The 20,880-nt window shown below is 63.6% G+C and carries 23 protein-coding genes; 8 read left to right on the forward strand and 15 right to left on the reverse strand.

Annotated elements, in window-relative coordinates; genetic code table 11:
• Positions 1-99 precede the first annotated feature (99 nt).
• Complete coding sequence (locus tag GJB56_RS13185) at positions 100-336, forward strand: hypothetical protein (RefSeq protein WP_007736112.1); 237 nt, start codon at positions 100-102, stop codon at positions 334-336.
• A gap of 3 nt (positions 337-339) precedes the next feature.
• On the opposite strand, the gene GJB56_RS13190 is transcribed toward GJB56_RS13185, so the two are convergent.
• The 6 genes from GJB56_RS13190 to GJB56_RS13215 form a co-directional block, all read right to left on the reverse strand.
• Positions 340-1,509 carry an ABC transporter ATP-binding protein gene (locus GJB56_RS13190; RefSeq protein ID WP_019749347.1) on the reverse strand — a complete coding sequence of 390 codons (1,170 nt, stop codon included), beginning with the start codon at positions 1,507-1,509 and terminating at the stop codon, positions 340-342.
• 4 nt (positions 1,510-1,513) lie between these two features.
• Positions 1,514-2,344, reverse strand: coding sequence for a carbohydrate ABC transporter permease (locus tag GJB56_RS13195; RefSeq protein WP_019749348.1), 831 nt, complete (start codon positions 2,342-2,344; stop codon positions 1,514-1,516).
• A gap of 1 nt (position 2,345) precedes the next feature.
• On the reverse strand, positions 2,346-3,227 hold the full coding sequence (locus GJB56_RS13200) for a carbohydrate ABC transporter permease (RefSeq protein ID WP_044480569.1): 882 nt from the start codon (positions 3,225-3,227) through the stop codon (positions 2,346-2,348).
• An 80-nt stretch (positions 3,228-3,307) separates the two neighbouring features.
• A complete protein-coding gene (locus GJB56_RS13205) occupies positions 3,308-4,645 on the reverse strand; it encodes an ABC transporter substrate-binding protein (protein ID WP_029538448.1) in 1,338 nt (445 codons plus the stop codon).
• 226 nt (positions 4,646-4,871) lie between these two features.
• Entirely contained in the window at positions 4,872-5,366 is a 495-nt protein-coding gene (locus GJB56_RS13210; RefSeq protein ID WP_003945065.1) for a general stress protein, read from the reverse strand.
• 106 nt (positions 5,367-5,472) lie between these two features.
• On the reverse strand, positions 5,473-6,435 hold the full coding sequence (locus GJB56_RS13215; protein WP_020908461.1) for an HpcH/HpaI aldolase/citrate lyase family protein: 963 nt from the start codon (positions 6,433-6,435) through the stop codon (positions 5,473-5,475).
• A gap of 72 nt (positions 6,436-6,507) precedes the next feature.
• On the opposite strand from GJB56_RS13215, the gene GJB56_RS13220 reads away from it, so the two are divergent.
• The 5 genes from GJB56_RS13220 (at position 6,508) to GJB56_RS13240 (ending at position 12,040) form a co-directional block, all read left to right on the forward strand.
• Positions 6,508-7,794, forward strand: coding sequence for a magnesium transporter MgtE N-terminal domain-containing protein (locus GJB56_RS13220; RefSeq protein ID WP_019749352.1), 1,287 nt, complete (start codon positions 6,508-6,510; stop codon positions 7,792-7,794).
• Positions 7,791-8,333: a DUF1003 domain-containing protein gene (locus GJB56_RS13225; RefSeq protein ID WP_003945067.1), complete on the forward strand. Its 543-nt coding sequence runs from the start codon at positions 7,791-7,793 to the stop codon at positions 8,331-8,333. The genes GJB56_RS13220 and GJB56_RS13225 overlap by 4 nt, the downstream gene beginning before the upstream one ends.
• Before the next feature lie 115 nt (positions 8,334-8,448).
• Positions 8,449-9,870, forward strand: a complete 1,422-nt coding sequence (locus GJB56_RS13230) for a lytic transglycosylase domain-containing protein (protein WP_230091187.1) — start codon at positions 8,449-8,451, stop codon at positions 9,868-9,870.
• Positions 9,871-10,015: 145 nt separating this feature from the next.
• Positions 10,016-10,879, forward strand: coding sequence for a lytic transglycosylase domain-containing protein (locus GJB56_RS13235; protein WP_003945171.1), 864 nt, complete (start codon positions 10,016-10,018; stop codon positions 10,877-10,879).
• 24 nt (positions 10,880-10,903) lie between these two features.
• Positions 10,904-12,040: an Mrp/NBP35 family ATP-binding protein gene (locus GJB56_RS13240; RefSeq protein WP_003945178.1), complete on the forward strand. Its 1,137-nt coding sequence runs from the start codon at positions 10,904-10,906 to the stop codon at positions 12,038-12,040.
• A 62-nt stretch (positions 12,041-12,102) separates the two neighbouring features.
• On the opposite strand, the gene tatB is transcribed toward GJB56_RS13240, so the two are convergent.
• The 4 genes from tatB to sigE form a co-directional block, all read right to left on the reverse strand.
• Positions 12,103-12,495: a Sec-independent protein translocase protein TatB gene (gene tatB / locus GJB56_RS13245; RefSeq protein ID WP_113683141.1), complete on the reverse strand. Its 393-nt coding sequence runs from the start codon at positions 12,493-12,495 to the stop codon at positions 12,103-12,105.
• Between the two features lie 74 nt (positions 12,496-12,569).
• Positions 12,570-14,048 carry a S1C family serine protease gene (locus GJB56_RS13250; RefSeq protein WP_113683142.1) on the reverse strand — a complete coding sequence of 493 codons (1,479 nt, stop codon included), beginning with the start codon at positions 14,046-14,048 and terminating at the stop codon, positions 12,570-12,572.
• Between the two features lie 97 nt (positions 14,049-14,145).
• Entirely contained in the window at positions 14,146-14,505 is a 360-nt protein-coding gene (locus GJB56_RS13255) for a hypothetical protein (protein ID WP_020970204.1), read from the reverse strand.
• 52 nt (positions 14,506-14,557) lie between these two features.
• Entirely contained in the window at positions 14,558-15,154 is a 597-nt protein-coding gene (gene sigE, locus GJB56_RS13260) for an RNA polymerase sigma factor SigE (RefSeq protein ID WP_029255812.1), read from the reverse strand.
• Positions 15,155-15,484: 330 nt separating this feature from the next.
• Here sigE and GJB56_RS13265 point away from each other — a divergent pair, with 330 nt between their 5' ends.
• On the forward strand, positions 15,485-16,120 hold the full coding sequence (locus GJB56_RS13265; protein WP_007736091.1) for an O-methyltransferase: 636 nt from the start codon (positions 15,485-15,487) through the stop codon (positions 16,118-16,120).
• Here GJB56_RS13265 and glgC read toward each other — a convergent pair.
• Complete coding sequence (glgC, locus tag GJB56_RS13270) at positions 16,117-17,331, reverse strand: glucose-1-phosphate adenylyltransferase (protein WP_003945185.1); 1,215 nt, start codon at positions 17,329-17,331, stop codon at positions 16,117-16,119. The genes GJB56_RS13265 and glgC overlap by 4 nt on opposite strands.
• Positions 17,332-17,463: 132 nt before the next feature.
• Here glgC and glgA point away from each other — a divergent pair, with 132 nt between their 5' ends.
• Positions 17,464-18,636 carry a glycogen synthase gene (glgA, locus tag GJB56_RS13275; RefSeq protein WP_070386685.1) on the forward strand — a complete coding sequence of 391 codons (1,173 nt, stop codon included), beginning with the start codon at positions 17,464-17,466 and terminating at the stop codon, positions 18,634-18,636.
• 6 nt (positions 18,637-18,642) lie between these two features.
• Here the strand turns inward: glgA and GJB56_RS13280 are convergent, their stop codons facing one another.
• The 4 genes from GJB56_RS13280 to GJB56_RS13295 form a co-directional block, all read right to left on the reverse strand.
• Positions 18,643-19,482: a putative RNA methyltransferase gene (locus tag GJB56_RS13280; protein WP_020970207.1), complete on the reverse strand. Its 840-nt coding sequence runs from the start codon at positions 19,480-19,482 to the stop codon at positions 18,643-18,645.
• Between the two features lie 115 nt (positions 19,483-19,597).
• Positions 19,598-19,765, reverse strand: coding sequence for a DUF3117 domain-containing protein (locus GJB56_RS13285; RefSeq protein ID WP_003945169.1), 168 nt, complete (start codon positions 19,763-19,765; stop codon positions 19,598-19,600).
• A 151-nt stretch (positions 19,766-19,916) separates the two neighbouring features.
• Positions 19,917-20,486 carry a DNA-3-methyladenine glycosylase I gene (locus tag GJB56_RS13290; protein WP_019749361.1) on the reverse strand — a complete coding sequence of 190 codons (570 nt, stop codon included), beginning with the start codon at positions 20,484-20,486 and terminating at the stop codon, positions 19,917-19,919.
• Positions 20,486-20,863: a DivIVA domain-containing protein gene (locus tag GJB56_RS13295; RefSeq protein WP_019749362.1), complete on the reverse strand. Its 378-nt coding sequence runs from the start codon at positions 20,861-20,863 to the stop codon at positions 20,486-20,488. Before GJB56_RS13295 ends, GJB56_RS13290 begins: the two co-directional genes overlap by 1 nt.
• Positions 20,864-20,880: the final 17 nt, after the last annotated feature.

The raw sequence follows: 20,880 nt of genomic DNA on the forward strand, positions 1-20,880 counted from the left end.
TCCCTGTGAATGAGCTTCGCACACGAGATTTCACAATCAACCCGCAATACCGTGAATGGCACAGCATTCACCGAACCTCGAAACCACGCAGGAGTGCGCATGATCTCGACCCGAGCAAGCAAGCGCCGCATCGCCACTCGATTTGCCGTCGCCGGCGCCCTGGCAGCGGCGCCGATCGCCGTGGTCGCCGGAACAGCGCAAGCCGCCCCGGCCTCCACCCATCACGAACAATTCGGCCGCCTGGTCCCCCTACCCGAGCCGGCCGACGCAGCGCCCGGCCCCGAACAGGTACCGCTCCCCTGGGGAGCGACGTATTCGGTCACCTTGCCCGGGTAAAGGTCACAGCAGCAGATTGGCTCCCGTACCGCCGTCGAACACTGCGATCTTGGCGGGATCGAACCACAGATCGATAGACCTGCCCTGGGCCACCGTGGACTCGGACGAGAGCCTGGCAACCAGTTGACCGCCACCAGCGACGGCCGTTCCCGAATCGGCGGCGAGTTCCTCGAGTTCACGAGAATTGACGGCGGGGCCACCAGCGAGGAAATACGCGTACTTGTCGGAACCCATCGATTCCAGCACGTCGACGTCGACGGTGAACGTCCCACCGTGTGGCTTCTGCGCTGCATCGACCAGCGCCACGTCCTCGAAATGTTCCGGCCTGATTCCGACCACCACGTCCTTGCCCGAGCCGCTGCCCGAGATCTTCGACTGCGCCGCCGCGGGCAGGCGAACATCGCCGATCGGCGTGCTGACGCCGTCCGCCGTCAACTGTCCGGGGAAGAAGTTCATGGACGGGGACCCGATGAACCCCGCCACGAACAGATTGTTCGGACGATCGTAGAGTTCCTGCGGCGCACCGATCTGTTGCACGATTCCGCCGCGCAGCACGACTACCCGATCGCCGAGCGTCATCGCCTCGGTCTGGTCGTGGGTCACGTAAATCGTTGTCGTACCGAGTCGCTGCTGCAGACGGGCGATCTCCGTCCTCATCTGAACGCGCAGTTTGGCGTCCAGGTTGGAAAGCGGCTCGTCCATGAGAAACGCCTTCGGGCTGCGCACGATTGCGCGTCCCATCGCGACACGCTGACGCTGACCGCCCGACAGGTTCGCCGGTTTGCGATCGAGATGCTGAGTGAGGTCGAGCACCCGCGCTGCGTCGTCGACCTTGGCGTTGATCTCGTCCTTGGACATCTTCGCCAAGGTCAGTGGGAACGCGATGTTCTGGCGCACCGTCATGTGCGGATACAGAGCATACGACTGGAACACCATCGCGATGTCGCGGTCCTTGGGGGCGCGTTCGTTGACGCGTTCACCCGCAATCCTCAGCTCGCCGGTCGAAATGTCTTCCAGCCCGGCAATCATGTTGAGAGTCGTGGATTTTCCACAACCGGAGGGGCCCACGAGAATGATGAATTCTCCGTCGGCGATGGTGATGTCGACATCACTGACCGCCTTGGCTCCGTCCGGGTACAGCTTGGTCACCTTGTCCAGCACGATCTCGGCCACGGGCTTATCCCTTCACTGCGCCGGAAGTAAGCCCGGCCACGATACGACGTTGGAAGAACAGAACAAAGATGATGATCGGAATGGTGATGACCATGGCGGCCGCGGCGATCGACCCGGTGGGCTCCTCGAATTGTGAAGCGCCGGTGAAGTTCGCGATGGCCGCAGGGGCGGTGATGGAGCGTTCGGTCGACGTCAACGAGATCGCGAACAACAGATCGTTCCAGCAGAAGATGAAAACCAAGATGCCCGCAGTGACGATACCGGGCGCGGCCAGTGGAGCCACCACCTTCCGGAACGCCTGACCCGGCGTCGCGCCGTCCATCTGAGCCGCCTTCTCGAGTTCCCACGGAATCTCTTTGAAGAACGCCGAGAGCGTATAGATCGCCAACGGCAACGCAAAGGTGATGTACGGCAGGATGAGTCCAGCCCAGGTGTCGAAGAGTCCGAGCCGTCGTTCGATGTCGAACAACGGGCTCACCAATGAAATCTGCGGGAACATCGCGATCAGCAGTGCAACACCCACCAGCAGCTTCTTGCCCGGAAAATCCAGGCGCGCAATGGCGTACGCTGCCATGGTCCCGATCACCACGGCGATGACCGTCGAGATGAGTCCGATACCGATGGAGTTGATCAGAGCACTGGTGAAGGCGCTGGTGTCGAAGATTCCTCGGTAGTTGTCCAGGGTCCACTTCTCCGGAATGAACTTGCCGTCCTTGATCGTTCCGGCCGGTTTGAAGGACAGGCTGGCGATCCACAGGACGGGAACCAGCGCGTACAGCAAGACCAGAAGGTTGACGACGGACCAGCTGATCTTGAGTCTGGGAGTCACGGTCATGTCAGCGTCCTTCCGTATCGGATCCGGGAGCCGAAGCACCGAAAAGTTTGATGAAGATGAACGCGATCACGGCCACACACACGAAGATCAGCACGCTGATCGCGGATCCGATGCCCAGGTTGAACGCTTTGAACAGATTGTCGTAACCCAGAATCGACACCGACCCGGTGTCGTTCGCTCCCTTCGTGAGCACGTAGATGTTGTCGAAGATGCGGAACGCGTCGAGTGTGCGGAACAGCAGAGCGACGAGGATGGCGGGCTTCATCAGCGGAAGGATGATGCGTACCAACCGGGTCCACGCGCCAGCGCCGTCCACCTGAGCCGCCTTGAGAAGGTCATCGGGCACGAGCGCCAAGCCGGCCAGCAGGAGCAGCGCCATGAACGGCGTCGTCTTCCAGACCTCGGCAAGGACGATGATCGCGAGCGACGGGATCTGGTCGGTGAGCGGCGCACTGCCGTCGGGCAGGAGATTGGCGAGGTAGCCGGTCCCCGGCGTCCACGCGTAGTACCAGCTGTATGCCGCCGCGACGGTGACGATGCCGTACGGGATGAGCACAACGGTGCGGACGAGCCCCTTACCCACGATCGTTCGGTGCATCACCAGTGCGATGGTCAGTCCGAGAACGAACTCGATGACGACCGAGACGACAGTGATCGACGTCGTCACCGCGAACGCTTGCCACCAGTAACCGTCGGTCAGCACCGACACGTAGTTGTCGAACCACACGAACTTTCGTTGATCCGGGAAGCGCAGGTCGTAGCGCTGCAAACTCAGCCAAACGGCGTAGACCACCGGATATGCGGTCACCGCGATCATGAGAATCGCGGCCGGGGCCACCAGCCAGAGACCCAGGCGACGCTCGGCCGCCTTTCCGTCCGACATCTTCGACTTCGCGGAGTGCTTCGGCTCCGGCGAGGGCGTCGCGACTGTTGTTGCAGCTCCCGAATTTTCGCTGTCGATCGTCACGGAATCAGCCCCTCGGAATTGACTGCCTTGCGTACCTGCTCGGCAAGATCGTTCACGGTCGATTCCGGATCGATGTTTCCTACAGGGTTCAGCGTGGCAGTGATGAGCGTCGAAATACTCTGATAGGCAGGAGAAACCGGACGAACCGAAGCGGTGTCCAGGCTGTCGCGAACCTCACGCCACGCCGGGTACGCCTCCTGGAACGCCGGGTCGTCGTACAGGCTCTCGAGAGTCGGCGGAACGCCACCGGCTACCGCGTTGTTGCGCTGATTCTCCTCGTTACGCAGACAGGTGAGCGCCTCGAACGCGAGGTCCGGATGCTGGCTGGTCTTGGCCACCGCTACGTTGAAGCCGCCGATCGTGACCTCGGCCGGCTTACCCTCGATCACCGAGGGATACGGAGCGGCAAGGAAATTCCGTTCTCCGTTCACCGTGAGCACCGTGTTTCCGGTGTTCTCACTGGTGACGTTGCCCTTGTCGTCGATGTACGGCAGATCGCCCTTCTCGGCGTTCTCCATGATGCCGGGCAGCACGAACGGCCAGTTGACCTGGAAGGCAGATTTGCCGCTCTCCATACCCAGTCGCGACGACGCTTCATCCCCCTGCGAGATCGAGGGATCCGCACCCTTCGCGGTAGCGACGCGCTTCATGACGGTCAGCGCCTGCTGGGCAGCATCACCGTCGGCCACCGTCACGGTTGTTCCGTCGGGCCCCACCACCGATCCGCCGGCACTGGCGAGAAGGGTGTTGAACCAGACCATCAATCCTTCGTACTGCTTGCCCTGCACACCGATCCAGCTGGGGCGCCCCTCCGCGGCCAGGCCTTCGGAGATGTCGATCATCTGATCCCAGGTTTGGGGTGGTTGCCCGTCCGGCATCAAATCCTTTCGATACCAGAGCAATTGGGTGTTGGTGTTCAATGGCGCCGCATAGAGTTGGTCCTGCCACTTCGCCGACTCCAGCGGACCCTCGAGAGTCCCGTTGCTGACCTCGGCCGCCACGTCGTCAGGAAGCGGCAATGCCCATCCGGCTTCGGCGAATTCGGCAGTCCACACCACGTCGAGCGTCATCAGATCGAGTGACTTGTCATTGCCGGTCAGACGCCGGGCCAACTGAAGTCGCTGGTCGTCGGCACCCTTGGGCAGAGTTTTCTGCTCGACCCGGTACGCGCCGTTCGACGCCGCCGAACAATTGGCGGCGGCCTCCGCATACTGCTCGGCGCCGTCGGCGGCGGTGTAGAAGGACAGCACCACGCCGTCGTCATTGTCTGATCCACACGCACTGAGCAAGGGCGCCAACAACAATGTCGCCGCGCCGAGCAGCCCCACCCTCAATTTCTTCTTCTGCCCCGCCTGCAATCTCTTGTTCTGCACAGCCGTCCTCCTCGGGCGGCGAGACGGCGCAGTCGATTCGGCTGGCCGACGCACCACACATCGGCACTTTTGCCGGAGAAGGGACCTATTTCCTTGTCCGGCAAACGGTCACGGGAAGGAGTACTGCCTCGCCCGCGTGTACATAAAGTAACCGAGATCACACAAGTTGGCAGCCCGAGCGAGAATGTCAGATGGCGAGCTTGGCGAGCAGGTCGCGCGCCGACTCCGCCGTCTTGGGCTCGCACAGTACGTCGTAACGTCCGGCGACCAACTGCATCGTCGAGGCGAAGTCCCGCTGCCCACGCGTCGCGGCGTACGGGATGGTCGTGGAGATGACACCGAAGATGATGCCGCCCACGATGCCCGCGATCAGCGGAGCGAGGAACCCGCCTGTGACGATTCCGAGCACCAGGCCGAAGAAGACACCGAGCCAGGCACCGGAGACGATGCCACCACCGATCACCTTGGCCCACGTCAACCGGCCGAGAACGCGCTCGACCTGCATCAGGTTCACGCCGACGATTGTGACGTCCTGAACCGGGAATTCTTGATCGGAGAGATAATCGACTGCGCGCTGCGCCTCGGCGTACGTGGGATACGACCCGATGGGCCATCCCGAAGGCGGTGTCGGCAACGCTCCACGGCGCGACCCATTCGACGATTGACCGAGCGGATTGGACATGGCTGGCAGCGCTCCTCTTTTCGGGCACGTCATCCACGCGGATGACGCAAGTACATCTACCCCTATTGTGCCCTTTACAGACCTGATTCGTTCGGCTATGCGAGCGTCAGGCGTGTTCGGGCGGCGTGAATTCCGACGTGCGCGTCATCCCCGCGGCGCGGCCCTTGGCCGAAATCACCAGTGCCATCTTGCGACTCGCCTCGTCGATCATCTCGTCGCCGAGCATGACGGCGCCCCGCCCTCCTCCGGCGGCCGAGGTGTGGAACGCGTACGCGTCCAAGATGAGTTCTGCACGGTCGTAATCGGATTGGCGCGGACTGAACACCTCGTTGGCCGCCTCGATCTGCGTGGGATGCAGAACCCACTTGCCGTCGAAGCCGAGCGCTGCCGTCCGCGCCGCCGACCGAGTGAAAGCCTCGACGTCGCGAATCTGGAGGTACGGACCGTCGATCGCCTGGACGCCGTGTGCACGTGCGGCCATCAAGATGGTCATCAAGATGTGGTGATACGCGTCACCGCGGTCGTAACCGTCCGGTTGCTCACCGACGACCAGAGTTCGCATGTTCAAGCTCGCCATGAAGTCGGCCGGGCCGAACACGAGTGCCTCGACGCGGGGACTCGCGGTGGCGATCGCGTCGATGTTGGTCAAGCCGATCGCGTTCTCGATCTGCGGCTCGATTCCGATCTTGCCGACCTCGAGACCGTTGGCTTTCTCGACCTGCGTCAACAACAAATCGAGTGCCTGGACGTGACTCGCGTCGGGAACCTTGGGCAGCAGAATGGCGTCCAGATGCGCTCCGGCGCGGCCGACCACCTCCACGACGTCGGCATACGTCCATTCGGTCGTCCAGTCGTTGACCCGGACGACCTTGACCTGTTTGCCCCACCCGTCCTCGGCCAACGCGTCGCCGATCGACTCTCGTGCCGCCTGCTTCGCCAACGGCGCCACCGCGTCTTCGAGGTCGAGGAAAATCTCGTCGGCGGGCAATCCCTTCGCCTTGTCGATCATCTTCCGACTGCTGCCGGGAACTGCCAATACCGATCGACGGGAACGGTTGCGTGAAGTCATTGCGGACTGCCCTTCTCGATTTTCGGTGGCGCCGTTGCAGATTTTGACGCTGGACGAATTAGCCTTGCAATCATGGCAGCAGCAGGCAAGGTATTTGCAGCCAGGCTTGCCGGCCTGGTTGTACTCGGCCCGGACGGCGAATCGATCGGTCGTGTGCGCGACGTCGTCATCACGGTCCGTATCGGACGCCAGCAACCGCGGGTTCTCGGTCTGGTGATCGAAATGTTCACGCGCAAACGCATTTTCGTTCCGATGCTCCGCGTGACAGCCATCGAGCCGAGTGCGGTCACCCTGACCACGGGCAACGTCAGTTTGCGGCGCTTCAACCAGCGGCCGGGTGAAGTACTCGCGCTGGCGCAGGTACTCGATTCGCATGTGCGCGTGGACGACCCGGAACTCGAGGAGCTTCACGGCGTCGACACGATAGTCGTCGACCTCGGGATCGAATCGACGCGAACGCGAGACTGGGTCGTCTCGAAGGTCGCCGTTCGCGGCCATCGCGGACGCCTCGGTCGACGCGCGGCGATTCACATCGTCGACTGGCAGCACGTCGCCGGCCTCACCCAGAGCGATCTCTCGCTCCCCGGCCAGGGCGTAGCTCACCTCCTTCTGCAGTACGAAGGGATGCGACCCGCCGATGTGGCCAACGCCATGCGGGAACTGCCGGAGAAGCGCCGCCACGAACTGGCCGTGGCACTCGACGACGAACGCCTCGCCGACGTCGTGCAGGAACTGCCGGCGGACGACCAGACCGATCTGCTGATGCACCTGGAAGTCGAACGTGCCGCCGATCTACTCGAAGCGATGGATCCCGACGACGCCGCCGACCTGTTGGGCGAGCTGCCCGAGACCGAAGCCGAATCACTGTTGCAGTTGATGGACCCGCAGGATTCCGAACCTGTTCGACGCCTGCTCGAGCACTCCCCGGACACTGCCGGTGGTCTGATGACGCCCGAACCGGTGGTACTGACGGCCTCGACGACCGTCGCCGAGGCCCTTGCCCGCGCCCGCAACTACGACGTGACCCCGGCGCTGTCGAGCATGGTCTTCGTCGTACGTCCGCCGACGGCGACTCCGACCGGGCGGTATCTCGGCTGCGTCCACTTGCAGAAGCTTCTCCGCGAGCCTCCCGCCAGCCTGGTGGGCGGAATACTCGACACCGACATGCCCCGGTTGGCGCCGGACGACTCGCTGGCGTCGGTCACCCGATACTTCGCGACCTACAACTTGGTGTGCGGGCCGGTCGTGGACGACGAGAACCACCTGATCGGGGCCGTGACAGTCGACGACGTGCTCGATCACCTCCTGCCGGAAGACTGGCGTGAGGACTACTCCGACGACGAGGAACTACTCCGATGAGCGAACGGGCGTCGAGCACGACCGCACGGCAACGACTGGAAACGCCTCGCGGAAGCCGCCGGTTCAATCTCGATTTCGACGTCGAAGCTGTCGGACGCGTCAGTGAACGCATCGCCCGCTTCCTCGGTACCGGGCGTTATCTCGCGATCCAGACGATCATCGTGATCGTCTGGATCCTGATCAACGTGTTCGCGGTGGCTCTGCAGTGGGACCCGTATCCGTTCATCCTGCTCAACCTCGCCTTCTCCACCCAGGCTGCCTACGCGGCGCCGCTGATCCTCCTGGCCCAGAATCGTCAGGAGAATCGCGACCGGGTCTCGCTCGAGGAGGACCGCTCACGCGCCGAGCAAACCAAAGCGGACACTGAATTCCTCGCTCGCGAACTCGCAGCGCTGCGCATCGCCGTCGGCGAGGTCGCCACCCGCGACTACCTGCGGCGGGAGCTCGAGGAGATCAAGTCGATCCTTGCCGCCGACGGCGAACCGACCCCGAAGAAGAAGCACCGTGACTCGAATACTGCGAAACAAAGTCACAACTAGCTGAGCGTTCGCTGAGTTTTGCTGCACGCACCGTGACCGATATGTAACGTAAGTCACAGCAGGATGGATTATCACGGTGGGTACTCCGAGGCGGGAGCACCAGCAAAGGGGAATCGTGCGAGTACGCGGAATGATTGCAGCATCCACACTGGTGGGGGGACTGCTTGTCGTAACAGGTCCAGCAGCCCTCACGGCCGGAAGCGCACCATCCGGCGGGTCGCAGGTCCCCATTGCCCTTGCAGGCTCCGCCTCCGTTGCGCAGCCGGACTCTGTCGACTTCCTCCCGACGCCCCGCACCGTCCGAACGCAACGATCGGCCCCACCCAGCGATAGGGTCGCCGGCGCTCCGGCAGCGCCCAACGCTGCGGCCGTCGTCCTCACTTCTCTGGGCATCCCCGAGATCGTTCTGAACGCGTACCGATCCGCCGAACTGGTGATGATGACCGAGGCGCCGGGCTGCGGCATCCCTTGGCATCTCCTGGCCGGCATCGGACGCATCGAATCCGGTCACGCCAACGGCGGCAAGACGACGTCGGTGGGTACGACGGTCACCCCGATCCTCGGCCCCGTCCTCGACGGACGGTTGGCAGGCAACGAAGTCATTCGGGACACCGACAAGGGCGCGATCGACGGAGACCCGACCCACGACCGCGCTGTCGGGCCGATGCAGTTCATTCCGGCCACCTGGGCCGGTTATGCCAGCGACGGCAACGGGGACGGAATCAAGGACCCCAACAACGTCTTCGATGCGGCGCTCTCGGCAGCGAAGTACCTCTGCAGCGGCGGACTCAACCTGCGCGATGTCGCCCAGGAGACCAAAGCTGTTCTGCGGTACAACAACTCGGCCGCCTACGCGGCAAACGTGATCATGTGGTCGACGGCATACAAGAACGGTGTCATTCCTTCCGGCCAGCTCCCGTACACCACCGGCATCAACACCGGCAGCTCGGCGATCAACGCCGCCGCCTCGGCAGACTCCGCCGCTTCGGCCGTTCTCGCCGCTGCTGCAGCTACCGACCCGGCGGCAGGCGACAAGGAATCTGCGTCGACGACTCCGACCACCACCCCCCCTCTCTTCCCAGGCCTGCCCGACATGCCCGCGCTCTCACCCGAGATCCAGGCACTGATCCCGCCGGGAGTAACGCCGACCAGCCCCACTCCGGGACCCAACGCCGCCCGGAACGCGGCTCCCGGTCCGATCATCCCGCTCCCCGCCCTCACCTCACGGGGTCTCGTCTGGCCGATTCTGACGGCTGAGGGATGGCGCTGGCCCGACGACATGTGCGTGATCCTTCCGGATCCAGCAGCACTCGACGCCTTGCAGGACGGCATCCTTCTGCCGTGCACGGTCCCAGGAATGGCAGTAGCCGCCACGGCACCCGCCACCACCGACGCAGCGCCCGCGGAATCTTCGCCGCCGGCTGCCCCGTCGCCTGAGCCCGCTCCGTCACCCGCACCGGCCCCCGCACCGGAACCGGCCCCGGCTCCGGCATTCGCGCCGTTCTTCCCGGGCCTTCCCGGCATGCCCGCTCTGTAACCAAAAAATCACGAAAGAACAGTGCATATGCCCCAAACTGCCCTTCCAGATCACGGTTGAATAACGGAAGCGCAACAAATCAGGTAGCCTCGACTCCGTCAGTTGAACGGAAAACCTCCTCGCGGAGGTTCAGGAGGCATACACAGTGGGTCGGCACAGCAAGAAGACAGATTCGCACATCCGTCGAAATTCGGTCATCGCGCTCACCGGACTCATCCCTATCGGACTCGTCACCGCAGCCAACACGGCCGGCGCCGCTCCCAAGGTTCCGTTCTTCAACACCAGCTCCGCCGAAACGGTGGACACTGCCGCGCAAGCCACGCAGGAACCGCAAGCGCAGATTCTGCCCGCCGTCGAAGCAATCGCCGAGCCCGCTCCCGCCCCCGCGCCGGAACCCGCGCCGTTGGCTCCCGTGCAGGCGACTCCCCCGCTCCCAGCCTCCATGGCCGAGGGCGCACTCGGAATCCCGAGCGTGAGCGTCGCCGCATACCAGAACGCCGAGCGGATCCTCGCCGTCGAGAAGCCCAACTGCAACATGCACTGGACACTCCTCGCCGGTATCGGCCGCGTCGAATCCGGCCACGCCAACGACGGCAAGGACGCCGACGCGAACGGCAACCTCTACAAGCCCGTGATCGGCCTGCCACTCAACGGCAGCCTTCCCGGCCAGGCCGTCATCATGGACACCGACGGCGGCGCCCTCGACGGCGACACCGTCTACGACCGCGCGGTCGGCCCGATGCAGTTCATCCCGTCCACCTGGAACCAGTACGCCGGCGACGGCAACGGTGACGGAATCGCCGACCCCCAGAACCTCTTCGACTCCGCACTGACCACCGGCAAGTACCTGTGCGACGGCGGACTCAACATGCAGGACGTAACCCAGGTTGCCTCCGCGATCCACCGCTACAACAACTCGGCCGCCTACGTTGCCAACGTTCTGGCCTGGTCGCTCGGGTACTCCACCGGCATCGTGCCCGCCGCATCGGACCTGCCGCGCATCCACTGACCTACCTGGACTTACCATGGAGTCATGTCTGTACTGACCGAGTCCGACGTTCGCTCCGCGCTCGCGCGAGTTCTGGACCCAGAGATCCGCAAACCCATCACCGAGCTGGGGATGGTCAAGGGGATCTCCCTCTCCAGTGACAACAGCGTCGACATCGGCATCTATCTCACGACCGCCGGTTGCCCGATGCGCACCGAGATCACCGAACGCGTCACCAAGGCCGTCGCCGACGTCGCCGGGGTCGGTGCGATCCGCGTCGAACTCGACGTCATGGACGACGCCCAGCGGACCGAGCTCCGCAAGTCGCTTCGCGGCGATTCCGCCGAACCCGTCATCCCGTTCGCCCAGCCGGGTTCACTCACCCGCGTCTACGCCGTAGCCTCCGGCAAGGGTGGCGTCGGAAAGTCCAGTGTGACAGTCAATCTCGCGGCAGCAATGGCCGCGCGCGGGCTGTCTGTCGGCGTACTCGACGCGGATATCTACGGTCACTCGATCCCCCGCATGCTCGGCACCGACGCCAAGCCCACTCAGGTCGAGCGCATGATCATGCCGCCGGTTGCACACGACGTGAAGATGATCTCCATCGCGCAGTTCACCCAGGGCAACACTCCTGTCGTCTGGCGCGGACCGATGCTTCACCGCGCGCTCCAGCAGTTCCTCGCCGACGTGTTCTGGGGCGATCTGGACGTGCTGCTTCTCGATCTGCCGCCAGGCACCGGTGACATCGCCATCTCGGTGGCTCAGCTCATCCCGAGCGCCGAGATCCTGGTCGTCACCACACCGCAGCAGGCCGCTGCCGAGGTCGCCGAGCGAGCGGGCGCCATCGCCCTGCAGACCCGCCAGCGCGTCGCCGGCGTCGTCGAGAACATGTCGTGGCTCGAACTTCCCGACGGCACCCGCATGGACGTCTTCGGCGAAGGCGGCGGGCAGACCGTCTCCGATCGCCTCACGAAGGCCGTCGGCGCCAAGGTTCCGCTTCTCGGACAGATTCCGCTGGACCCGTCCGTCCGCGAGGCAGGTGACGCCGGGACGCCGATCGTCCTCAGCGCTCCCGATTCACCCGCAGCCATCGCGCTCAAGGACATCGCCGACAAGTTGGCCGTCCGTCAGCGCGGGCTGGCCGGAATGTCGCTCGGTATCAATACGGTTCGCAACTTGTAAACCCCGCATGCGAAAGGGCGCCTGTCACCGATCGGTGAGAGGCGCCCTTTCGTATGTCGAATCTAGGTTGCGTCGAAGTCCACAGGAGGACGTTCGCCCGCGATGAGTGGCTTGTCCTTCGACAGCGTCTTCGGCTCCTGCACTCCGCTCTGCGGCTTCTTGTCGAAGTTGCCTGTGAAGATGGAGTCGTCGCCGTCGAGGAGGTGCTGGGTGATCACAGCGCGCGGCGTCATTCCGCGCAGCTTGTTCAGATCTGCGAGTGGTTTACGCAGATCCTCGAAATCGGTGCCCAGTTCTTCCTTGAGCTGATTGGAAGCGCCCGAAGCATATTCGCGCACCTGCCTCAGGGACTTCGTGACCCAGGAGACCGCACCAGGAAGCCGCTCAGGTCCCAAGATGACCAGAGCCGCTACGAGGAGGATCATGAACTCGCCCCAACCGATGTTGCCAAACACAGGGTCAGCCTACTGTGTGCTCGCTCGGTGCGCGCATGTCCGGATCAACCTCACAGGAAGATCGCAGGGTCCGATCAGTCGGACACAGGCGTGACCGAAATGTCGACCTGCCGTCCGTCGCGGATCAACTGGACGTTGACCGGCTGATCGACGGTCGTCGCGTTGACCGCAACCACCAGTTCGTCGGCACTCGTCACCGGTCGGTCACCGACCTTGACGATGACGTCACCCTCGACGATCCCCGCACGTTGAGCTGGGCTGCCGTCGCGGACGTTGGCCACCGCAGCACCGCTGGTCGCGTCGTTGACCGCGGTGCGGGCATTCACGCCGATGTCGGGGTGATGAACCTTGCCGTCGCGAATGATGGTCTGCGCCACCTCGGTGACCGTATCGATCGGAATCGCGAAGCCGAGCCCGACCGAACCACCGGACTCGCTGAGCATGGCCGTGTTGATACCGATGACGCGGGCTTCGTCGTCGACGAGTGCACCACCCGAGTTGCCGTGGTTGATCGCCGCATCGGTCTGGACAGCGTCGATGACGGCGTTGGTGTCGGTGCCTTCACCCGACAAACGCAGAGGCCGGTTCAGCGCACTGACGATTCCGCGGGTGACGGTCTTGCTCAATCCGAGCGGTGAGCCGACGGCGACGACGTCGTCGCCGACCTGAACATCCTCGGATTTTCCGAGCTGAGCGACCGTCAGATTGTTGGCCGACACCTTGAGCACCGCGAGGTCTGTCTTGACGTCACGTCCGACGATCTGGGCATCGGTCTTGGTTCCGTCGGAGAAGATCACCTGGATCTTCGCGTCCTGAGCGGGCGGTACGGCCGAGGAGATCACGTGGTTGTTGGTGACGATGTATCCGGCGCCGTCGATGACCACACCGGAACCCGTACTGCCCTGGTCACCGACGGCGACCTGAATCGACACCACGGAAGGCAGCACTGCGTCGGCGACCTTTGCCACCTGCGACTCCGGCTGTTCCCCGCCGCCGGATTGAACGAGCGTGACACGTGAGCTGGTGAGTGAACTGCGATCGGCGGTGATGACAGTGGCGAGCAAGCCACCGACAAGAGCGATGACAAGTGCCATGCCCGCAAGCGCGGCCAGTGCTGAGGGGGCGACCTTGCGACCGAACAACAGCTCACGCACGTCGAGCTTCTGGGCGGGAGGCAACTGCACCGGCGCCTCGGACTCTGCAGGCTTGCCCAGCGAGACCTCGGATTCAGGATCGCGCCACGGATCACGCGGGGGTTCTTCGTCGGGTGTCTTGTTCGCCGACGCCTCGGGATCGCGACCGATTGATGCGGTGGCGTCTGCGGGTCGACCGAACGCTTCGGCCAGAACCGGGTCCGGATTCCCGATCACGACGTCGGAAGACGGGGTCGATCGCGTGGCAATCGGAGTGAACGAGCCCTCGACTCCACTCGGTCGACCGAACACCTGGCGCGAGGCCGGATCGATCTGAGGTCGGTACACCGGCCGGGGGTCGAGCACCGGCGCATCTGCCGGTCGATCCGCCGAACCGCTTGCCGAAGAATCCGAGCTCACTCCGGAGTGCCCCCTCTTTCCGTCAGTCACGTTGTCCAGTATCACTGATCCGTGCCGGGAAGCTGGCGCGCGGCGTCATTTGCGCCAGCGCGCGGTGTCATTTGCGCCAGCGACGGGACAACCGCTTGCTGATGGTGGAAAAGCCTGCGGGCTGATTACCGACGGAACCGTCGGCGTTTTCCGAATTGGGTCCGGTGGTCGGACTGTTGCACGAGGGAATCTGACTGAGAAGTCCCACCAGGGACAACGGCATCGTCATCTCGCCGCTTCGACGCAGCGCACCACGTGCCTGCTGCTGAGCATCGACGGCCGCAGCGCACTCGGCGCAGATCGAGATGTGATGCGAGGCCCGCAAGTAGGCCTGCATTCGGAGTTCTCCGTCGACGTAGGCAGCGATTGCCTCGCTGGCCAGATGTTCGGTCGAACCGAACTGGCGATGTGCCCGCGCCTCCGTCATTCGTCCCTCCAGGTGATTGACCACGTCCCGCTCTGCAGCTCGAACCCGACCGTCAGAAACCGACGAGTTCGGATTCGGCTGCGCGCTGCGCTGCCAGATGATCACGAATCGCCTGTCGCCCACGATGGATACGGCTACGAACCGTTCCGAGCTTCACTCCCAGTGTGGCACCGATTTCCTCGTACGACAGACCTTCGATGTCACAGAGCACAACAGCGGCGCGAAATTCAGGTGCGAGTGAGTCGAGTGCGGCCTGCAGACCTGCGTCGAGGCGCGCGTCGTGGTAGATCTGCTCGGGGTCCGGACCGGGTGAGGGAACGCGGTCGTAGTCCTCGGGCAGCGCTTCCATACGGATGCGGTTGCGTCGGCGAACCATGTCGAGGAACAGGTTTGTGGTGATGCGGTGCAGCCAGCCCTCGAAAGTTCCGGGCTGATAATCGGAGAGCGAGCGGAACACCCGAATGAAGGTGTCCTGCGTCAAGTCCTCGGCGTCCTGGGCATCGCCTGACAACCGGTAGGCCAGGCGGTACACCCGGTCACCGTGCTGACGCACGAGTTCATCCCAAGACGGCATGGAGGACTTCTCACCAGTTGCATCGAACACAGCAGTGCCGATCAATTCGGAATCCACAGCCGATTCCGTCGTCAAAACTTCCGACTCTCGAGGGCGAGGCTCGTCGTTGACCTGGTAAATAAGTTGATCCTCCTGCTCGGGATCGCGTAGTTCGATCACCGCGTTGTCCGAATCACGAAATGCGCGATATTCGGGAGAACCAGCCGTTGCTGTGATTTGTTCCCGATCACCGAGCTGCGAAAGACCAACTTGGTAAAAATCGATACCGCCGTGCGATCTTCGATCCGGCGATGTATACACCTTTTCTCATCGCGGTGTGCACGCCATATGAGGAGCCTGAGGGATTCCTGAGAATCCTGGTGACTGCGCGCCTTGCAGCGACAATCCGAACCGCCCGATAACCTCATGAGCGTGACCCACGCCGAACAGATACTCCGCCACGTCGAGGACGTAGTTTCCGAGGACGAGATTTTGACCGCGGCGCGAGATCGAGCGCTGGATCTCGGAGCCCATCCGGTGACGCCCGCCGTCGGTGCGACGCTCGCGATGTTCGCGAGGATGCTCGACGCGAAGACGGCCGTCGAGGTGGGTACCGGAGCCGGCGTGAGCAGCCTGTGGCTTCTGCACGGAATGCGCGACGACGGCGTCCTGACCACGATCGACAGTGAACCCGAACACCAGCGGGCGGCCAAGCTGACCTTCCGCGAAAGCGGAATCGCTCCGGCACGCACTCGCCTGATCAACGGACGGGCTCTCGACGTACTTCCCCGGCTCGCAGACGGCGGCTACGACCTGGTGTTCGTCGACTGCGCCGCGATCGACCACCCCCACTACGTCCGCGAAGGTGTCCGCCTGCTGCGCTCCGGCGGTGTCATCGTTCTGCACAACGCCCTGGCCGACGGCCGCGTTGCCGACAGCTCCGCTCGCGACGCGACAACGGTTGCGGTCCGAGAAGCAGCAAAGGCCGTGACCGAGGACGAGCGACTCATTCGAGTCCTCCTCCCCCTCGGCGACGGCCTCCTCTGCGCGAGCAAGCTCTAGATCCAGACGCCCTTACCGATGGCGACGACGCCACCCTGACTGACGGCAAATCGTTCGCGGTCACGTTCGAGATCGACGCCGATGATTTCGCCGTCACCGACCACGACGTTCTTGTCGAGGATCGCGCGCCGCACGACGGCGCCCTTGCCGATGCGCACACCCGGCATCAGCACGCTGCCCTCGACGGTCGCACCGTCCTCGATCATCACGTTGGAACTGAGTACCGAATTGCGCACGGTCGCCGCGGACAGGATCGACCCCGCACCGACCACTGATTCCTGAGCGAGTCCGCCCTTCACGAACTTGGCGGGCGCGAGATTCTCGGTGGCGCCGCGGATGGGCCAGCGACGGTTGTAGAGATTGAAGATCGGGTGCACCGACACGAGGTCCATGTGAGCGTCGTAGAAGGCGTCGAGGGTACCGACGTCACGCCAGTAACCGCGGTCTCGATCGGTAGCGCCGGGAACGACGTTGTCCTTGAAGTCGTAGACCGACGCCTCACCCGCCGCGACCAAGGCGGGAATGATGTCTCCGCCCATGTCGTGGTCGGAATCGGAGTTCTCGGAATCAGCCCGGATGGCGTCCACGAGCACTTTGGTGGTGAACACATAGTTACCCATGGACGCGAACGTGGAATTTGGGTCGTCCGGTGTGCCGGGAGGATGGGCGGGCTTTTCCAGGAACTGCGTGATGCGTCCGGACTCGTCACTGTCGATGCAGCCGAAAGCGAAAGCCTCACTTCGCGGTACACGAATACCCGCGACCGTCACGCCTGCCCCGGATTCGATGTGGTGCTGCACCATCTGTTCCGGATCCATCCGGTACACGTGGTCGGCACCGAAAACCACGATGTACTCGGGGTCCTCGTCGTAAACGAGATTGAGCGACTGCAGGATTGCGTCGGCGCTGCCGGTGTACCAGCGCGGCCCGAGCCGCTGCTGGGCCGGCACCGGAGTGATGTACTCACCCGCGAACCCGGACAATCGCCACGTCTGCGAAATGTGACGGTCGAGTGAATGTGACTTGTATTGCGTCAACACACAAATACGCAGATATCCCGCGTTGACAAGGTTGCTCAACACGAAGTCGATAAGTCGATATGCACCTCCGAAGGGCACTGCGGGCTTCGCTCTGTCCGCGGTCAGCGGATACAAGCGTTTGCCCTCGCCCCCGGCGAGCACGATTCCAAGCACATGCGGCTGGCTTCTCACACCGCTAACCTATCCGCACTGGTGAACTCCCGCTAGCGAAGCAGTCCGAGAGGTCCGATCGTGTCCCCCTCCGAACGGTCGGGGATAACGCGATCGGTAGCCGGATCGACCACGGGCGGTTAGGTTTAGCGCGTGCGAGTCGCAATGATGACCAAGGAATACCCGCCGGAGATCTACGGCGGTGCAGGAGTACACGTAACCGAGCTCGTCGCTCAGATGAAGCGGTTGTGCGAGGTCGACGTGCACTGCATGGGCGCCCCGCGCGAAGGCGCGATCGTCCACTCTCCCGACCCCGCTCTCGCCGGATCCAACCCAGCCTTGACGACGCTCTCCACCGAGCTGCGGATGGCGGACGCCGCGGCCGGTGTCGACATCGTCCACTCCCACACCTGGTACACCGGACTGGCCGGGCATCTCGCGTCGGCTCTCTACGACGTGCCGCACATCCTCACCGCGCACTCACTCGAGCCCAGACGCCCGTGGAAGGCCGAACAGCTAGGCGGCGGCTATCGGATCTCGTCGTGGTCCGAACGCAACGCCGTCGAGCACGCAGACGCGATCATCGCCGTCAGTTCAGGTATGCGACTCGACGTCCTCGACGCGTACCCCGCCGTCGATCCGAGTCGCGTTCACGTAGTGCGCAACGGAATCGACACCGAGGTATGGCATCCCGGGGGATCTGCGCCGGGAGCGCCGTCCGCACTCGCGTCGATCGGCGTCGACCCCGCAAAACCCATCGTGGCCTTTGTCGGACGGATCACGAGGCAGAAGGGCGTCGGGCACCTCGTCGCGGCAGCACACCACTTCGACCCGGAGATTCAGCTCGTGCTGTGCGCCGGCGCTCCCGATACGCCGGAGATCGCCGCCGAAACGGAGAAGGCAGTGGCCGAACTCGCCAGACATCGGGGCAATGTCTACTGGGTGCGCGAGATGCTCCCGACCGAGCAGATCAGGGAAATACTCTCGGCAGCAACGGTATTCGTCTGCCCTTCGGTGTACGAGCCCCTCGGAATCGTCAATCTCGAAGCCATGGCGTGTGAGACCGCCGTGGTCGCTTCCGATGTCGGCGGTATCCCCGAGGTGGTCGCCGACGGCGTCACCGGTCGACTCGTGCACTACAACGCCTACGAGCCGAACGCATTCGAGGAATCACTCGCTGCCACCGTCAATGCCGTTGTCGCCGACCGAGAAGGCGCCGACGCGATGGGTCGTGCGGGCAGAATCCGTGCTATCGACGAGTTCTCCTGGGCCGAAATCGCCAAGCAGACGCTCGAGGTCTACGCGGACGCCGTCACGAGACGCTGATCCGCGTCAGATCTTGCGATAGGTCGAGACCGTCGCCGACGCGGTGACGGTGCTCGGCTGCGGCAGCTTCGCCACGGCGGCAGCCAGATCGGCGGGCGTCAGGTGCCTCGCCGACGGTCCCATCCCCACCAAGTCGAGGACGTCCTGGTGTGAGAGTGACATCGTGAACTCGACCTCGTCGCTGCTCACGCGCTCGAACAAGCCGGCCATTGACGATTCGAGACGTTCCACCTTGCGATCGTCGACCTTGACCATCTCGAGAATGTCGATCAGCTCGCGCAGATGCCTGTCGGTGGGCGTCAGGACCACTAGAACGCCGTCATCGGCGAGAACTCGATGGGACTGCGGACCGTTGCGTGGAGCGAACACACAGAGCACGTGGGAGAGCACTCCGTCTCGAATCGGAAGTGGTTGCCAGACGTCCGCGACGATCGAGCCGATCCTTTCGTGGATCTTCGCCGCTCGCCGTGCCGCGAACTTGGACACGTCCAAGGCTATTGCCCGAGAATCAGGCAGCGAATCCACGACGTGTGCGAGGTATTGTCCTGTGCCTGCACCGATTTCGACGATCCGCGCAGGATCCGCCCCTGCCGTCGTCGCGCAGGCCCGGGAAACGGCATCCATCAGCGGGCCGAAGTGGCCGGCGCCGAGAAGTCGTGCACGCGCGGCGATCATCTCGGCACTGTCGCCGGTGAACTTCGTGGCACCGCCACTGATCAGGCTCACGTAACCCTGGCGAGCGACGTCGAATCGATGTCCGCGATCGCACTCGGCGGCGCCGTCCACCAATTCCAGCTCTGCGGCGCACTGCGGGCAGGACAGTAGATCGACCACGGCGGCAAGCATTGATCCGTCCTTTCGGCTACCGGCGGTGCGCACACTTCAGGCCCCGTACCGAAACGGATACGGAGCCTGCGTGCAATCACGTGCTGTTGTTCGTACTGCTACAACCTGGACCCGACTAGCTGGTGACGTTCGTGAGTTCCACACCGAGCGCTGCAGCTTCATCCGGGGTCAGCTCGACGACGAGGCGTCCGCCACCCTCGAGTGGAACCCGCATGACGATTCCTCGTCCCTCTTTGGTTGCTTCGAGGGGACCGTCCCCGGTCCGGGGCTTCATGGCCGCCATCCTCTGCTCCCTCCAGATCTGCGCTGCATTGCTCTGCGCCTCGACTAACGGTGCGCCCCGCCAACAATCAGCGAGGCTCGTACCCTCCATTGTTCCCTATGGATGCAGGAACCGGGAATCTGAGTCACATTTAGGGGTGTTCAGTCGACCGTCACACCTGCGCCGGAACCCAGCAATCAGCCACGTGATCGTCGACCATTCCGGTAGCCTGCATGAGCGCATAAGCCGTGGTAGGACCCACAAACTTGAACCCGCGTCGCTTGAGTTCCTTAGCCATGGCAGTCGACTCGGGAGTGACCGCCGGAACCTCTGCAATTGATGTCAGTCGTCTGGTGCGTCGAGGCGGCGAGAACGACCAGAGTAACGAATCGAGGTCCAGATCGGGTGAATTCACGAGCACTCGGGCGTTGGAAATCGTCGCCTCGATCTTCGCGCGATTGCGGACGATCGCGGCATCTGAGAGCAATCTCTCCACATCCGCAACTCCGTACGCTGCGACCTTGTCCGGATCGAACCCGTCGAAGGCTTCGCGGAACGCCTCGCGTTTGCGCAGAATCGTGATCCAAGAAAGCCCCGATTGGAATGCTTCGAGGGCGAGCCGCTCGAACAGTTCGTCGCGCCCGTGCAGCGGACGCCCCCACTCCTCGTCGTGATAGTCGCGGTACAGCGAGTCACCGGGCGTCTCGACCACCCAGCCGCACCGAACCAGTCCGTCTGCCATCAGCCCTGGGAATCCTTCGCTTCGGATTCGGTCTCAGGCGCCTCCTGCGTTGCTTCGGCCTTGGCCGGAGCATCCGCCTTCACCAGAACCTCGGACTTCTCGTCACGGCCCAGTTGCGCACGCAGAGAATCGATTTCCAACCCGAGGCGATGCAGGGCCCAATCCACTTCACTCGCCTTGTATCCACGCAACACCTGCTGAAAACGAAGAGCGTCGACATCCGCCCCGGTGACGTCCTCTGCCGGGAGTACGGTCGCCGTCGTGCCAGGAGGCAGCGGCGGCAGCTCTTCCGAGCGCCCGAACACAGCGCTGGCGGCGAGGAAGATCATCGCGCCGACCAGTGCCATGACAATCAGGTACAGGAGGATCGTCATCATGAACCGATACTCCCATA

The sequence above is a fragment of the Rhodococcus sp. AQ5-07 genome (assembly GCF_009707305.1).
Taxonomy (GTDB): Bacteria; Actinomycetota; Actinomycetes; order Mycobacteriales; family Mycobacteriaceae; genus Rhodococcus_F; species Rhodococcus_F erythropolis.

Coding starts and splice junctions, on each gene's coding strand:
- GJB56_RS13195 (WP_019749348.1), bottom strand. CDS start 2,344: ATGACCGTGACTCCCAGACTCAAGATCAGCTGGTCCGTCGTCAACCTT.
- GJB56_RS13210 (WP_003945065.1), bottom strand. CDS start 5,366: ATGTCCAATCCGCTCGGTCAATCGTCGAATGGGTCGCGCCGTGGAGCG.
- GJB56_RS13285 (WP_003945169.1), bottom strand. CDS start 19,765: ATGGCGGCCATGAAGCCCCGGACCGGGGACGGTCCCCTCGAAGCAACC.
- GJB56_RS13215 (WP_020908461.1), bottom strand. CDS start 6,435: ATGACTTCACGCAACCGTTCCCGTCGATCGGTATTGGCAGTTCCCGGC.
- GJB56_RS13265 (WP_007736091.1), top strand. CDS start 15,485: ATGAGCGTGACCCACGCCGAACAGATACTCCGCCACGTCGAGGACGTA.
- GJB56_RS13200 (WP_044480569.1), bottom strand. CDS start 3,227: ATGTCGGACGGAAAGGCGGCCGAGCGTCGCCTGGGTCTCTGGCTGGTG.
- GJB56_RS13295 (WP_019749362.1), bottom strand. CDS start 20,863: ATGATGACGATCCTCCTGTACCTGATTGTCATGGCACTGGTCGGCGCG.
- GJB56_RS13280 (WP_020970207.1), bottom strand. CDS start 19,482: ATGCTTGCCGCCGTGGTCGATCTACTGTCCTGCCCGCAGTGCGCCGCA.
- GJB56_RS13240 (WP_003945178.1), top strand. CDS start 10,904: ATGTCTGTACTGACCGAGTCCGACGTTCGCTCCGCGCTCGCGCGAGTT.
- GJB56_RS13225 (WP_003945067.1), top strand. CDS start 7,791: ATGAGCGAACGGGCGTCGAGCACGACCGCACGGCAACGACTGGAAACG.
- GJB56_RS13220 (WP_019749352.1), top strand. CDS start 6,508: ATGGCAGCAGCAGGCAAGGTATTTGCAGCCAGGCTTGCCGGCCTGGTT.
- GJB56_RS13255 (WP_020970204.1), bottom strand. CDS start 14,505: ATGACGGAGGCGCGGGCACATCGCCAGTTCGGTTCGACCGAACATCTG.
- GJB56_RS13290 (WP_019749361.1), bottom strand. CDS start 20,486: ATGGCAGACGGACTGGTTCGGTGCGGCTGGGTGGTCGAGACGCCCGGT.
- GJB56_RS13185 (WP_007736112.1), top strand. CDS start 100: ATGATCTCGACCCGAGCAAGCAAGCGCCGCATCGCCACTCGATTTGCC.